This is a genomic window from Pseudomonas sp. AM14(2022) (assembly GCF_036346455.1).
GTDB lineage: Bacteria > Pseudomonadota > Gammaproteobacteria > Pseudomonadales > Pseudomonadaceae > Aquipseudomonas > Aquipseudomonas putida_A.
Window position 1 is genome coordinate 140,542 of record NZ_JAOTNY010000014.1, and the last position, 15,042, is coordinate 155,583.

General features: G+C 60.2%; 12 protein-coding genes and 1 other RNA gene. 10 read left to right on the plus strand and 3 right to left on the minus strand.

Annotation, left to right across the window (positions count from 1 at the left end; genetic code table 11):
- Positions 1–31 precede the first annotated feature (31 nt).
- Complete coding sequence (locus V3W27_RS23740) at positions 32–799, minus strand: GntR family transcriptional regulator (protein WP_027610772.1); 768 nt, start codon at positions 797–799, stop codon at positions 32–34.
- A gap of 261 nt (positions 800–1,060) precedes the next feature.
- Between V3W27_RS23740 and V3W27_RS23745 the strand changes: the two genes are divergently transcribed.
- The 7 genes from V3W27_RS23745 (at position 1,061) to ssrA (ending at position 9,553) form a co-directional block, all read left to right on the plus strand.
- Complete coding sequence (locus V3W27_RS23745; RefSeq protein ID WP_330207676.1) at positions 1,061–2,755, plus strand: lactate permease LctP family transporter; 1,695 nt, start codon at positions 1,061–1,063, stop codon at positions 2,753–2,755.
- Positions 2,756–2,905: 150 nt separating this feature from the next.
- Complete coding sequence (locus V3W27_RS23750; RefSeq protein WP_330207677.1) at positions 2,906–3,730, plus strand: (Fe-S)-binding protein; 825 nt, start codon at positions 2,906–2,908, stop codon at positions 3,728–3,730.
- Positions 3,727–5,181 carry a LutB/LldF family L-lactate oxidation iron-sulfur protein gene (locus V3W27_RS23755; RefSeq protein ID WP_330207678.1) on the plus strand — a complete coding sequence of 485 codons (1,455 nt, stop codon included), beginning with the start codon at positions 3,727–3,729 and terminating at the stop codon, positions 5,179–5,181. The genes V3W27_RS23750 and V3W27_RS23755 overlap by 4 nt, the downstream gene beginning before the upstream one ends.
- A complete protein-coding gene (locus V3W27_RS23760) occupies positions 5,181–5,852 on the plus strand; it encodes a LutC/YkgG family protein (RefSeq protein WP_330207679.1) in 672 nt (223 codons plus the stop codon). The genes V3W27_RS23755 and V3W27_RS23760 overlap by 1 nt, the downstream gene beginning before the upstream one ends.
- Positions 5,849–8,659 carry an FAD-binding and (Fe-S)-binding domain-containing protein gene (locus V3W27_RS23765; RefSeq protein WP_330207680.1) on the plus strand — a complete coding sequence of 937 codons (2,811 nt, stop codon included), beginning with the start codon at positions 5,849–5,851 and terminating at the stop codon, positions 8,657–8,659. Before V3W27_RS23760 ends, V3W27_RS23765 begins: the two co-directional genes overlap by 4 nt.
- 129 nt (positions 8,660–8,788) lie before the next feature.
- Positions 8,789–9,067: a hypothetical protein gene (locus tag V3W27_RS23770; protein ID WP_123587312.1), complete on the plus strand. Its 279-nt coding sequence runs from the start codon at positions 8,789–8,791 to the stop codon at positions 9,065–9,067.
- A gap of 96 nt (positions 9,068–9,163) precedes the next feature.
- Positions 9,164–9,553: a transfer-messenger RNA gene (ssrA, locus tag V3W27_RS23775) on the plus strand.
- Between the two features lie 177 nt (positions 9,554–9,730).
- Here ssrA and V3W27_RS23780 read toward each other — a convergent pair.
- Both V3W27_RS23780 and V3W27_RS23785 read right to left on the minus strand, forming a co-directional pair.
- Positions 9,731–10,360, minus strand: coding sequence for a hypothetical protein (locus V3W27_RS23780; RefSeq protein ID WP_047291136.1), 630 nt, complete (start codon positions 10,358–10,360; stop codon positions 9,731–9,733).
- An 81-nt stretch (positions 10,361–10,441) separates the two neighbouring features.
- Positions 10,442–11,482, minus strand: a complete 1,041-nt coding sequence (locus tag V3W27_RS23785; protein ID WP_330207681.1) for a DMT family transporter — start codon at positions 11,480–11,482, stop codon at positions 10,442–10,444.
- Between the two features lie 205 nt (positions 11,483–11,687).
- Between V3W27_RS23785 and V3W27_RS23790 the strand changes: the two genes are divergently transcribed.
- The 3 genes from V3W27_RS23790 to V3W27_RS23800 all read left to right on the plus strand — a co-directional run bounded on the left by V3W27_RS23790 (position 11,688) and on the right by V3W27_RS23800 (position 14,989).
- The gene (locus V3W27_RS23790) at positions 11,688–12,611 is read left to right on the plus strand and encodes a hypothetical protein (RefSeq protein ID WP_330207682.1); all 924 of its coding nucleotides are present in this window, start codon (positions 11,688–11,690) and stop codon (positions 12,609–12,611) included.
- Positions 12,612–12,892: 281 nt separating this feature from the next.
- On the plus strand, positions 12,893–13,480 hold the full coding sequence (rimJ, locus tag V3W27_RS23795) for a ribosomal protein S5-alanine N-acetyltransferase (protein WP_330207683.1): 588 nt from the start codon (positions 12,893–12,895) through the stop codon (positions 13,478–13,480).
- Between the two features lie 30 nt (positions 13,481–13,510).
- Positions 13,511–14,989: an ArnT family glycosyltransferase gene (locus V3W27_RS23800; RefSeq protein ID WP_330207684.1), complete on the plus strand. Its 1,479-nt coding sequence runs from the start codon at positions 13,511–13,513 to the stop codon at positions 14,987–14,989.
- The last annotated feature ends 53 nt before the right edge of the window (positions 14,990–15,042 follow it).

The following is a 15,042-nucleotide window of genomic DNA, read 5'->3' on the forward strand; positions in this document are numbered from 1 at the left end:
AGCAAGCTCCCTCGCCACAATTAAACTGCCGTCACATTCCCTTGCGCCGCTCCGCCCGAGCCATGCGCTGAACTTCCTGCCGCACCTCCTCCAGGACCTCCTGCACATACAGAATGTGCCGACTGGAAACCTCCCGCGCCTGCTCCGCGCGCCCCTCGATAATCGCCAAATACAGCTCCCGGTGCTGAGAGATCAGCATGTCGCGGGTTTCCGTACGCTGCTTGTACATGCCGCCGATGTTGGTCACCACGTTGCGCTTGAGCAGATCGAACAGCCCGCGAATGGTGTGCAGCAGCACCGCGTTGTGGCTGGCTTCGGCGATCGCCAGATGAAACTTGGCATCCGCCGCGCCCTCCTCCGCCCGGCTCACTTCGTCATGCCGCGTATAGCAATCCTGCAACTCATTGAACGCAGCAGTCAGACGCTCACGATCCACGTCCGTAGCGCGCAATGCTGCGTAATAGGCACACGATGCCTCCAGAGTGTGCCGAAACTCCAACAAGTCGCGCTGCGCCTCGGGATTGCTCTCCAGCAGCAATAGCAGAGGATCACTGAAGGTCGAGCCGAGCGTTTCCACAACATAATTGCCGCCGCCCTGGCGACTGACCAGCAAGCCCTTGGCCGCCAGTTTCTGAATCGCTTCGCGCAACGACGGACGCGACACGCCGAACTGCTCGGCCAAGGCGCGCTCGGCCGGAAGCCGCTCACCGGACTTCAGCGTGCCCTCGAGGATCATCCCCTCGAGGCGCTCGACAATATCGTCAGACAAACGGCGCTGACGAATCTGATCAAACCCCATAACTCAATTCTCCACGATCCCGACCGCTCGCCGGGCTCTCTATTCTGGCCCATCGGCGCCCCGCCGACACCTGTCAGCGCACATTCGCCCGACCGGATCAGATGCCCTCTGCACCGCTTATTCGACAAAAGTTTCAGGGCGACAAATTGACACACCGACATCAAGGCTTTTACCCTAGCCAACAGCGATTGTAAATTGGTATTACCAATTAACCAAAAACGCTGACAGTGCCTGACCAACAACAATTAGGGGCCACCCCATATGCAAACCTGGCAACAGCTCTATACCCCGCTCGGCAGTCTCGGCGTCTCCGCTCTTGCGGCCGTCATCCCCATCGTTTTCTTCTTTCTCGCGCTGGCGGTGTTCCGCCTCAAGGGTCACGTGGCCGGCAGCATCACGCTGGCCCTGTCGATTGCCGTGGCGATTTTCGCCTTCCACATGCCGGTCGACATGGCCTTCGCCGCCGCCGGATACGGCTTTGCCTATGGTCTGTGGCCGATTGCCTGGATCATTGTCGCGGCGGTGTTCCTCTACAAACTGACGGTCAAGAGTGGTCAGTTCGAGGTCATTCGCAGTTCGGTGCTGTCGATTACCGACGACCAGCGTCTGCAGGTGCTGCTGATCGGTTTCTGCTTCGGTGCATTTCTTGAAGGTGCTGCCGGCTTCGGCGCGCCAGTGGCGATTACCGCCGCGCTGCTGGTCGGCCTCGGCTTCAATCCGCTGTACGCCGCCGGCCTGTGCCTGATTGCCAACACCGCGCCAGTAGCGTTTGGCGCACTGGGCATTCCAATCATTGTTGCCGGGCAAGTGACCGGCATCGACGCGTTCAAGATCGGCGCCATGACCGGCCGCCAACTGCCACTGCTGTCGCTGTTCGTGCCGTTCTGGCTGGTGTTCATGATGGACGGCCTGCGTGGCGTGCGTGAAACCTGGCCGGCAGCGCTGGTTGCAGGCCTGAGCTTCGCCGTGACCCAGTACTTCACTTCGAACTTCATCGGCCCGGAGTTGCCGGATATCACCTCGGCTCTGGCCAGCCTGATTTCCCTGACCCTGTTCCTCAAAGTCTGGCAGCCAAAACGCGCCGCCGGCCAACACATCGCCGGCGCCGTTTCGGCCTCGGTGGTGACCGCCAGCGCAGGAGGTTTCGGCCAGAAGCGCAGCACCGTGGCGTCGCCTTACAGCCTCTGGGAAATTTTCATCGCCTGGTCGCCATTCCTGATCCTCACCGTGCTGGTAACCATCTGGACCCTCAAGCCGTTCAAGGCCATGTTTGCCGCCGGCGGTTCGATGTACGCCTGGGTGTTCAACTTCGCCATCCCGCACCTTGATCAACTGGTGATCAAGACCGCGCCGATCGTCGCCACCCCGACTGCGATTCCGGCAGTGTTCAAACTCGACCCTATTTCGGCGACAGGCACGGCGATTTTCTTTTCGGCGCTGATCTCGATGCTGGTGCTGAAGATCAACTTCAAAACTGGTCTGACCACTTTGAAAGAGACTTTCTACGAACTGCGCTGGCCGATTCTGTCGATCGGCATGGTGCTGGCCTTCGCCTTCGTCACCAACTACTCGGGCATGTCTTCGACCATGGCCCTGGTCTTGGCCGCGACCGGCGCAGCCTTCCCGTTCTTCTCGCCGTTCCTCGGCTGGCTGGGCGTGTTCCTCACCGGCTCGGATACCTCGTCCAACGCGCTGTTCAGTTCGCTGCAGGCGACCACCGCACACCAGATCGGCGTCAATGACACCTTGTTGGTCGCCGCCAATACCAGCGGCGGTGTGACCGGCAAGATGATCTCGCCACAATCGATCGCCGTGGCCTGCGCCGCGACCGGGCTGGTGGGCAAGGAATCGGATCTGTTCCGCTTCACTCTCAAGCACAGCCTATTCTTTGCCACGATTGTCGGCCTGATCACTCTGGTCCAGGCCTACTGGTTCACCGGCATGCTGGTGCACTAAACCTATAAACAAAACGGAAATAACCGACGCCGGCTGGTGATTCCGGCGTCAGCAATTCACACCCCGGTCTGTAAGGCTGCTGAAAGCAAGGCTCTTTATATTCAGCAGTCTCAACAGACGGATAACCGGGCCCACCCGGAGACACGCCTGATGAGCGAGCTTTTTTACAACGCTGTGCCCAACGCCACTCGCGTCGCACCGCCACTGCCCGAACCTCGGCAATACCCCAGCGAGAAACCGTCGCGGGTCTATCTGTTCGGCACGTGTGTGGTCGACCTGTTCTATCCCGAAGCCGGGATGGACGCGATCCACTTGCTGGAGCGCGAAGGGATCAAGGTCGAGTACCCGCAAGGGCAAAGCTGCTGCGGGCAACCGGCCTACACCTCGGGTTACACCGAGCAGGCGCGGACGGTCGCGCGCGCGCAACTGGCGCTGTTTGCCGGGGATTATCCGGTGGTGGTGCCGTCGGGTTCCTGCGCGGGCATGCTGCGTGAGCATTACGCCGACTTGTTCAAGGACGAGCCGCAAACGTTGAAACAGGTTCAGGCCCTCGCGGCCCGCACCTATGAACTCGCCGAGTTCCTGCTGTTTGTCTGCAAGGTGCAGCTCAAGGACAGCGGCGAACCAGTCAAAGTCGCGCTGCACACCTCGTGTTCGGCACGCCGCGAGATGAACACCCACCTGCACGGCCGCGAGTTGTTGGCGCAGTTGAGCAACGTGGAACGGGTCAACCACGACCACGAAAGCGAATGCTGTGGCTTCGGTGGGACATTCAGCGTCCGTATGCCAGACATTTCCGGCGCGATGGTGGCTGACAAGACCCGGGCGTTGAAGGAATCCGGCGCGCATAAGGTGTTGAGCGCCGACTGTGGGTGTTTGATGAACATCAACGGCGCATTGGAGAAACAAAAGGAAGCGCTGCGCGGGCAACATCTCGCCAGCTTTCTGTGGCAACGAACCGGAGGTGCGCAATGAGCACCTCGACGATTATTCCTACGGTTGCCGTAGAAGAAGATTTCCGCACCCGAGCACACAACGCCTTGGGTGATCAGCAGCTACGGAACAACTTCCGCACTGCGATGGATTCACTGATGACCAAGCGGGCAGCGGCTTTCAGCGATGCCCACGAAAGAGAACACTTGCGCGCCCTGGGCAACTCGATCAGGGCGCGTGCGCTCTCCAAGTTGCCCGACCTGCTCGAGCAACTGGAACAGAACCTGACCCGCAACGGTGTGACAGTGCACTGGGCGGAAACGGTGGACGAGGCCAATGGCATCGTCTTGTCGATCATCCGCGCTCACGAGGCGCGGCAAGTGATCAAGGGCAAATCGATGGTCAGCGAAGAGATGGAGATGAACCATTTCCTCGAGGCTCAAGGTATTGAATGCCTGGAGTCCGACATGGGGGAATACATCGTCCAGCTCGACCACGAGAAGCCTTCACACATCATTATGCCGGCGATCCACAAGAATGCCGGTCAGGTCGCGTCCTTGTTCCACGACAAACTTGGCGTGGAGTACACCAAGGACGTTGACCAACTCATTCAGATCGGTCGCAGGGTCCTGCGGCAGAAATTCTTCGAAGCGGACATCGGCGTTTCCGGCGTCAACTTCGCCGTGGCCGAAACCGGCACCCTGCTGCTGGTGGAAAACGAAGGCAACGGCCGCATGACCACCACCGTGCCGCCGGTGCACATCGCCGTCACCGGCATCGAAAAGGTCGTGGAAAACCTGCGCGACGTGGTGCCGCTGTTGTCGCTGCTGACCCGCTCGGCGCTGGGCATTCCGATCACCACTTACGTCAACATGATCTCCGGCCCGCGCAAGGAACATGAACTCGACGGCCCGCAAGAAGTGCATCTGGTGCTGCTCGACAACGGTCGCAGCCAGGCCTTCGCCGACAGCGAACTGCGCCAGACCCTCAACTGCATCCGCTGCGGTGCCTGCATGAACCATTGCCCGGTTTACACCCGCGTCGGAGGCCACACCTACGGCGAGGTGTACCCGGGACCGATCGGCAAAATCATCACGCCGCACATGGTCGGTCTGGCGAAAGTCCCGGATCACCCGAGCGCTTCGTCGTTGTGCGGTGCCTGCGGTGAAGTGTGCCCGGTGAAAATTCCTATCCCGGCGATCCTGCGGCGCCTGCGCGAAGAAAACGTCAAAGCCCCGGACAGTCCGCATCCAGTGATGCGCGGTCAGGGCAGCAAGTATTCGCGCAAGGAACGCTTCATCTGGAACGCCTGGGCGAAACTCAACAGCTCGCCGACGCTGTATCGGTTGTTCGGTTTCTTCGCCACACGACTGCGTGCGTTAACGCCGAACAATGTCGGCCCGTGGACACAAAACCACAGCGCACCAAAACCCGCCGCCCGCTCACTGCACGACATGGCCCGCGAGCATCTGGCCAAACAGGGAGACCGCTGATGAGCGCCAAGCAAAATATCCTCGCCAAGCTACGGAAAAGTCTGACCGGCACCACACCGATTGCCGACGACTTCGACGTCGATCTGGTGACCCAGCCTTACACCTACAGCGCCGAGCAACGCATCCCGCAACTGCGCAAACTGATGGAAGCGGTACACACCGAAATCCACCTGACCACCGGCGCAGACTGGCCGGCGCTGCTCGCGCAGTTGCTGCGTGACCGTCAGTTGCCAAGCCTGCTGATCGCACCGACTACGCCTCACGGGCAGCGCATCTCACAACACTGGGCGAACAATCCTGATCTGCCGGCACTGAAGTCCTACAACCGGCCGATGGAAGAATGGAAAGCCGAGCTGTTCAACGACACCCCGGCCAGCCTCACTGGCACCCTCGGTGCCATCGCCGCCACCGGCAGCCTGATCCTCTGGCCCACCCGTGAAGAACCGCGACTGATGAGCCTGGTGCCGCCGGTGCATTTCGCCCTGCTCAAGGCCAGCGAAATCCGCGACAACTTCTATCAGGTGCAACAGGAATTCGAGTGGGCCCAAGGCATGCCGACCAACGCGCTGCTGGTGTCCGGCCCGTCGAAAACCGCCGACATCGAACAAGTGCTGGCCTACGGCGCACATGGCCCGAAAGACCTGGTGGTATTGATCCTGGAGGACCAATGACGCTTCCGGTGAATTTCCTGCTTGATGCGCAGCAACTGATTCCAGCGGAGCGCCGTTTTGACGATCCGCTGTCGACCTTGGCCTTCGGCACCGACGCCAGTTTTTATCGGCTGATTCCCAAACTGGTGATCCGCGTCGAGTCCGAAGACGAGGTGGTGGCGCTGTTGAAACTGGCCCAGCGCGATCAAGTCCCGGTGACCTTCCGCGCCGCTGGCACCAGCTTGTCCGGGCAGGCGATCAGCGATTCGGTGCTGATTGTGCTGGGGGATAACTGGAACGCTCGCGAGATTCGCGGCCAGGGCATGCAGATTCGCCTGCAACCGGGCGTGATCGGCGCGCAGGCCAACGCGTGGCTGGCACCGTTCGGGCGCAAGATCGGCCCGGACCCGGCGTCGATCAATGCCTGCAAAATCGGCGGCATCGTCGCCAACAACGCCAGCGGCATGTGCTGCGGCACCGCGCAAAACACCTACCACACACTTGCCGGGATCCGCCTGGTACTCGCTGACGGCACCCGTCTCGACACCGAAGATGCCGCCAGCGTCGCCGCGTTTCGCGCCAGCCACGGTGATCTGCTGGAACGCCTGGCAACATTGGGCCGCGAGACCCGCGCCAATGCCGAACTGGCTGCGCGAATCCGCCACAAATACCGTCTGAAAAATACCACCGGCCTGTCACTCAACGCCCTGGTGGATTTCGACGAGCCTGTGGATATCTTGAGCCACCTGCTGGTCGGCTCCGAAGGCACGCTCGGCTTCATCAGCGCGGTGACCTACGACACGGTGGTCGATCACCCGAACAAGGCGTCGGCGCTGATCGTGTTCCCGGATGTGGAAACCTGCTGTAACGCGGTCACCGTGCTGAAAAGCCAACCGGTGTCGGCGGTGGAATTGCTCGATCGGCGCAGTCTGCGTTCGGTGCAGGACAAACCGGGCATGCCGGATTTCGTACAACACCTGTCGAGTAATGCCTGCGCGCTGCTGATCGAATCCCGCGCCGCCTCTTCCACTTTGCTGCAGGAACAACTGGCGCAGATCATGGCTTCGCTGACCCGTTTCCCGGTGGAGAAACAGGTCGATTTCACCGAAGATCCGGCCGAGAACGCCAAGCTCTGGGCGATCCGCAAGGACACCTTCCCCGCCGTCGGCGCCGTGCGCAAAACCGGCACCACGGTGATCATCGAAGACGTGACCTTCCCGGTCGAACAACTGGCCATCGGCGTCAATCGCCTCATCGCGCTGTTCGACAAACACGCCTACGACGAAGCGATCCTTTTCGGACACGCACTGGAAGGCAATCTGCACTTCGTCTTCACCCAAGGCTTCAACAGTCCGGAAGAAGTCGCACGCTACCAAGCGTTCATGGACGACGTGGCGCAACTGGTGGCGGTGGAATTCGGCGGTTCGCTCAAGGCCGAACACGGCACCGGGCGCAACATGGCACCGTTCGTTGAGCTGGAATGGGGCAGCGACGCCTACCAGTTGATGTGGCAGCTTAAACGCCTGCTCGACCCTAACGGCATCCTCAATCCCGACGTGGTGCTCAGCGAAGATCCGCAGATCCACCTCAAACACCTGAAGCCGCTGCCGGCGGCTGACGAGATTGTCGATAAATGCATCGAGTGCGGCTTCTGCGAACCGGTCTGCCCGTCGAAAGGTCTGACCCTCAGCCCGCGCCAGCGCATCGTGATCTGGCGTGACATTCAAGCGAAGAAACGCGCCGGTGTTGACACCACCGAGCTGGAACAAGCCTACGAGTACCAAGGCATTGAAACCTGCGCCGCGACAGGCTTGTGCGCGCAGCGTTGCCCCGTAGGCATCAATACCGGCGAACTGGTGAAAAAGCTCCGCGCCCGTAACGCCACGCATCAGAAAACCGCTGACTGGATCGAAGGACATTTCGCCAAGACCCTGCAAGGCGCACGCTTCACCCTGCACGTGGCCAACGGCGCACGGATGCTGCTTGGCGCACCGCGCCTGGCGAAGCTGTCGGCAACCCTGACACGTTTGTCCAAGGGGCAGGTGCCGCTGTGGACCAACGCGATGCCGCAACCGGAAAAAGCCATTCGTTTCAGCCCAAGCGTCTCCGATGAGCGCCCGCGGGTGGTGTATCTGGCTGCCTGCGTTTCGCGGGTGATGGGCCCGGCAGCCGGCGACAAAGAGCAAATGTCACTCTACGACAAAACCCGTGGCCTGTTGGAAAAGGCCGGTTACCAAGTGGTGTTCCCGGACAATCAGGACAACCTCTGCTGCGGTCAGCCTTTCGCTTCCAAAGGCTATGCCGAACAGGCCGAGCACAAGCGTCAGGAGTTGATCAGCGCGCTCCTGCATGCCAGTCGTGGCGGGCTCGATCCGATCTACTGCGACACCAGCCCCTGCACCTTGCGCCTTGTGCAGGACGTGGGAAATGTTCGCCTGGATCTGTACGACCCGGTGCGCTTCATCCGTACGCATCTTCTCGATCGACTGGAGTTCACTCCGCAAGAGGCACCGATTGCAGTTCACGTCACCTGCAGTACCCAGCATCTGGGCGAAAGCCAGGCGCTGATCGATCTGGCGCGCAAATGCAGCAAAACCGTGGTTATCCCGGAAGGCATTCATTGTTGCGGGTTTGCCGGTGACAAGGGTTTCACCACGCCGGAGCTGAACAGCCACTCGCTGCGCACACTCAAGGACGCGGTGCAACATTGCAACGAGGGGATTTCCACCAGCCGCACCTGTGAGATCGGCCTGACGCAGCACGGCGGCATCGACTATCACGGACTGGTCTATCTGGTGGATCGGGTGACCCGGGCCAAGGCCTGCTGAAGAAAAATAGAACCCTTGCGTGCGACCGTAGTCCACAGAACAGACCCCGAAAATCGGGGCTTTTCTTCCACTCGGTTGCCCGTCCTGACGGCCAGCGCAGTCTGGATCCCTCAGTTCAAGGAGATACACATGAAACGTTCTGTACTGTTAGGTCTGTTCGTTACTGCCTCGATGATGGCCTCCACCTCGTTCGCCGCCGACAAGCCTGCCGACCTGTGCGATGCCAATATCCAGACCATCGACAATGCCAAAGGGCAGCTGTCTTCGAATCCAGAACTGACTCAGCGCGCTGAAACCAGTGTTGCCAAAGCCAAGGCGCTCAAGGCCCAAGGCAAAATCGACGACTGCATTGCGGAAACCTCGCAAACCATCGTGGAACTGCGTAAATCCACCGGCACCAACAACTGATTCACGCCCCGGCCAACCTTCGGGTTGGCCTCGTGGGCCGTTTGGCGTACACTGCGCAGGCTTGTTGCCTCACCTGATGTACGAGGCAATGAGTTCGGGGCCGATTAGGATTCGACGCCGGTGACGAAACTTTAGGTGCATGCCGACTTGGTAACAGAAGTCGTAAATCCACTGTTGCAACTTCTTATAGTTGCCAATGACGACCAATACGGTGCTGCTCTCGCTGCTTAATTGCAGCTGACATGCACTCCTGGTGCCTTCGGGCCCAGCAATCATCAGGGGATGTCTGTAAACCCGAAATGATTGTCATATAGAACAGAATCGCCGTGCAGTACGTTGTGGACGAAGCGGCTAAAACTTACACAACTCGCCCAAAGCACCCTGCCCGTCGGGTCGCTGAGGGTTAACTTAATAGACACGGCTACGCATGTAGTACCGACAGCGGAGCACTGGCGGACGGGGGTTCAAATCCCCCCGGCTCCACCAACTCTCGACGACAAAGCCCGCCTAGTGCGGGCTTTGTCGCATCTGGACATCAGCCAAACCGGCCACACAAGCCCACAGCCTGCAAGCGATCGAGCTCGATAACCCTGGCAATGCTCTGCCTACTCATAAAAAAGGACGACACGATGTCGTCCTTTTTCGTACCCGCATTCATCAGAATCAATGAACCGCGCTGAGCAGATCCGGACGGCTGGATTTGAGCATTGCCTCATTGACCTTGCCTTGAATCGAGCAGGTAAACATCCCCTTGCTGCCAGTCGTCAGCTCTTGCGGAGCAGGCTCGATCAGGAACACGCGCTCGGCACTGTCGACAACCAGCTTGCCCGCCGTTGCGGATGGGTCTTCCGGCTGCCAGTTGGATTTGCCGTGGGACCAGATTTCCGCGCGTGCGTAGAGTCCCTGCGACATGTCCATACGCGGCCCGCCCGCTTTTTCCAACTGGGTGTGGAGTTCATTCGGCGTCTGTTTGGCGTAGAACCCCCAACTGATGATGCGAGTGCCCATCAGGTCTGTGTCTTCGGCGTAGAAGCCGGTCAACGACATGCCGTCAATTTCGACCGGCTTGGCGAACATCCAGCGCTGCCCCATATCGCTCTTGGTGCCGCCGGACAATTTGATCTGGCCATTTTCGACCGTGCTCGGCACCAGATCCTTGAACAAAGGTGATTGCACGACTGCCAGGGAGTGATCGTCACAAGCGGCAAACGACGCCACCGGCGAAGGTGCAGCGGCAACGCTGAAAGCAGAAAAAAGGGCCGCAATGGGCAACAACAGGAAAATGGGTTTCATGGAATGACTCGAATGAGAGACTGAAGAAATCGACAGAGACGATATCACAATGACATCAATCGACAGACTTCAGAGTTTCAATCAATGCCCATGCCGATGATGCACATCCGGAAAATGCGCATGACTGTGCCGCATCGGCGTGTGCACATGCGGATGGCTATGCGGCTCCACCCCATCCCACTCAAACCCATGCGTATGTTGATGATGCTCATCGTGTGTATGCCGATGATCATGCTCAAGCGGTTCGTGCTGATGCTCATGAACATGGTTTTCCATCAGATGAATCCATACCCCCACAGCCATTAACGCCGCTGCGAGCAGAAACATCAGCGATATCGACTCGCCGAGCAGCAGAATCGAGATGCCTGCGCCGAGAAACGGTGCGGTGGAAAAGTACGCGCCGGTGCGTGCGCTGCCGAGGCCGCGCAGGGCGAGGACGAACATCACCAGGCTGACGCCGTAGCCGAGAAAGCCGACGAGCATGATCGGCACCAGCGAGGTGGCGGCGGGTAGTTGGCTGCCGATGATCAGGGCCAGTGTGCAGTTGACCAGACCGGCCACGAGGCCTTTGCTGCCGGCGATGAACAGTGCGTCCGAGGCCGAGACTTTACGGGTGAGGTTGTTGTCGATGGCCCAGCAAAAGCAGGCGAAAGCCACAGCCAGCGGCCCGATCCAGTCTTGCGCAGAGACGGCCTCTTGCGGCCAGGACAGCACGACGCCACCGGCGACGATGGCGAGCATGCCGATCACGATTCGTCGGTCGGCGTTTTCCTTGAACACCACCCACGCCAGCAGCGCCGTGAGCACGGATTCGAGGTTGAGCATCAGTGACGCGCTCGCGCCGGACGTTCGGGTCAGACCGAACATCAGCGCCACTGGCGCCAACACGCCGCCGAAGCCGATGGCGCCGAGCAGCCATGGCCATTCACCGGTGCCGAGCCCGGAAGGCTTCCAGCCACGATCGCGGACAAAACGCAGGGCGGTCAAGCCCAGACCGCTACCGAGATAGAGCAACCCGGCCAGCAGAATCGGCGAAACCTGTACCCCCAACAGTTTGGCGAGAGGCGTACTGGCGCCAAACAGCGCCGCCGCAATCAATGCGTGGAGAACGCTCACATTCATGCTGGGATCACTCGCTGGGGCCGATGGAATACCGACGCCCATCATCGCAAAACTCAGGTGAGAATTATGTGAACAGCTGATTCGTGTCAGCGAACATCATCTCTGGCTTGTGCTCAAATCCAGCAACATTTAATCCGCGCAATCTCTGGGCGGTCGCTCGACGCAGGCTCTATGCTGCGAACATCGAGATGTAATGGAGTTGAAGATGAAGAGCTGGATTGCCGTAGCGCTGGCCGCGCTGATTTCCTTGTCCGTCCATGCGGCCGACGCCCCCACCGTGCGCGTCGAGCCGATCGCGTTCACAACCAGTGCCGACAGCATCCAGCGCAAACAGTCGATCAAGGGGGACCAGACCGCGCAGTACACATTCAACGCCAAGGCCGGCCAGATACTGACCGTCGACTTCAAACCGTCCAACACCTCCGCTTACATCAACATCCTCGCCAAGGGTGCGGATTACGCGCTGTTCAACGGCTCGATCATGGGCAATCACTTCTTCGGTTCTCTGCCCGGCGATGGCGAGTACACGGTTCAGGTCTACCTCATGCGCAACGCCGCCCGGCGTAATGAAGTGGCCAACTATCAGTTGTCGCTGAGGCTGGTCGATGGCGATGCCATCAGCCGGCAGCAGCCATTCGACCAGACGCTGGAATTGCACGGCATCGCTTTTCACGTCAGCACCGAGCAGGTCGATGGCAAACCGACGCTGCACATCGCTCCCAAGGGGCTGGAGATCGACAACACGGTCATCAGCCAGGCGCTAACGGGTGATGTGGTACGCGCCGAAGTCGCCGACATCAATAACGACGGCTCCCCCGAACTCTACGTTTTTACCCGCTCGCCCGGGCGCGGCATGCCGGGCGAACTGATCGCCTATTCAGCCAACAACAAGAAATCCCTGAGCGCAATCTACCTGCCTCCGGTCAGCGACAACCCGAAGACCGCGTCGGGCTATCAGGGCGAGGACTCGTTTGCGGTGGTGGAAAGCACCCTGGTGCAACGTTTCCCGGTGTATGACAGTGCCGACGCTGGCGCCGGGCGTACTGGGAAGATGCGTCAGGTTCAGTACAAGTTGGTGGCGGGTGAAGCCGGGTGGATTTTGCGCGAGGACAAGGTCACGGAATTCTGAAATGACCTGGCTCGTTACGGCCGACCCGGAAGCCGATTTCGCCGCGGATCACCTGCCCTGAGGCGTTGCAGAGCGGTCGCTGCCGAGATGAATTTTTCTTCACTGCTCAGGCTCGATCAACACGGTACAGTCCGCTCGCTCATTCAAGAAACTACGGTTCGCCCGCGCTCTCCCGCGGGCTTTTTTTTGTCTGGCGTTTGCTGCCGAAGCGATACACCCGGTTTGTTTTTTTCCATCCCGTGATCAATCCTGTCCCTCAACCCTGCCCACCGGAGCGCCCGATGTCACTGCTGAGCCTGCCCTGCCAACGCCTGACGCTCGCCATCCTCGCCCCGGAACAGGCCGAGCTGGAAAGTGACTTTTATGCACGCAACCAGCGCCATCTCGCCCCCTGGTCGCCGATTCGCACCACCGAATACTTTTCTACCGAACAGATTCGTCGACGCCTTGAGATCCAGGCCAGTGCTTTCGAGGCCGGGCTGGCGATGCATTTCGCCCTGCTGACGCCGGATGGCCAACAGATGATCGGCGCGTGCAATTTCAGCGGGATCATTCGCGGCGCGTTTCAGGCGTGTTATCTGGGTTATCACATTGACCACGCGCATCAGGGTCAGGGTTTGATGCAGGAGGGTCTGGAGGCCGGCATCGGCTACATGTTCGATACGCAGAACCTGCATCGGATCATGGCCAACTACATGCCCGGTAACGAGCGCAGTGCGCGCTTGCTGGAGCGCCTGGGGTTCGAGCGCGAAGGCTATGCCAAGGCTTATCTGAACATCGCCGGGCGCTGGCAGGACCATGTGCTGACGGCGCTGGTCAATCCGTTGTTTGAAACGCCGGAGAAGCGTTGGTCGCGGCAACTGGCGTGAGTTTCACAATTTGTTAAGCATTGGCGAAGTATGCTCAAGGCTCCTGCCCTTTCCGGTTGCCTGAAATCCATGCCGCGTGCCGCCACTTCACTGTTTCTACTCGCCGCCCTGCTGTTTTTTTTCGCTTTGGGTAACCACCAGTTGCAAGGCTCCACCGAGGCCCGGGTCGCCGGGATCGCCATGGAGATGCATCTGGACGATGACTGGGTGACGCCGCGCCTGTTCGGCGAACCGTTTCTGGAAAAGCCACCGCTGAGCCTGTGGCTGGACGCCGGCGCCATGCGCGTGTTCGGTGTTTCGCCATGGGCGGTGCGGCTGGCGTCGGCGGTGGCCGGGCTGCTCAGCGTGATGCTGCTGTACGGCATGTTGCGCCGCTTCGGACGCCCGCAAGCGGTCGCCTGGACAGCGGGAATTCTGCTGGCAACCATGGCCAGCTACTGGAGCAACGTGCGCGGGGTCGGCGAAGATGCGCTGCTGGCGCTCGGCGTGACCACAGCGCTGCTGGCGTTCTTTCAGGCGCAACGCGCACCGAACGCGGCTAACTCGCTGCTGTTTATCGTCGGGATCGCTATCGCCACTTTGAGCAAGGGCGTGCTGGGACTGGCGATGCCGGGGGTGGTGATTTTCGCCTACCTGCTGGCCGACAGCCTGATCGACAAGCGCCTGAAGATCGACGCGTGGCTGCGTCCCGGCCTGCTCACGGCAGTGGGCCTGATTCCATTGCTGATCTGGCTCGCCGTGCTCTATCAGCGCGGTGGCTCGCACGCCGTCGCTGAAGTGCTGCTGACCAACAGCGTCGGTCGCTTCAGCGGCTCGTTCGTCGAGGCCGGGCATTACGAGCCGTTCTATTACTATCTGGCCAAACTGCCGGAAGCGTTCCTGCCGTGGAACATTCTGGTGTATCTGGGACTGTGGCATTTCCGCAAGGAGCTGAAGGCCAACCGTTACCTGTTGTTTTTCAGCCTGTGGATCGTCGCGCAGTTCATCATGCTCACCCTGGCCTCAAGCAAGCGCACGGTCTACCTGATGTCGATGACCCCGGCGGCGGCGGTGATCGCCGCTGAGTACGCACGGGTGTTGTTCGATCGCTTGCAGGCGCGTGAAAACGCAGACCGCTTCATCGGAAAAGTCGCCCGCCATCGTCAGGCGATTGCCGCAGGATTGCTCACGGTGGTGATCGCCAGCTACCTCGGCGCCGCGCAGTGGGCACTACCCAACGCCGACAAGGAGTTGTCGTTCCTGCCTTTGACCGAACACATTCAGAGCTTGCAGGCCAACGGTCAGCAAGTCGCACTGTTCCAGGCCAATGAACGGGTCGGCGGCGCCAGCGTGTTCTACACCCAAAGCGTGCTCAAGGGGCTGGATACTGACGCGCAACTGCACGACTTCCTCAGCGCTTCCCCCTCGAACGTCGCGGTGATCTCGGCAGACAGCGAACCCGCCGCACCACTCAAAGTGCTCAAGACCATGATGGTCGGGCGTCAGGCGTATTACTTCGTCGGCTACTGACGACCCTCCGCCACACAATAAAAAACCCGCCGTCACTGGCGGGTTTTGTTTGC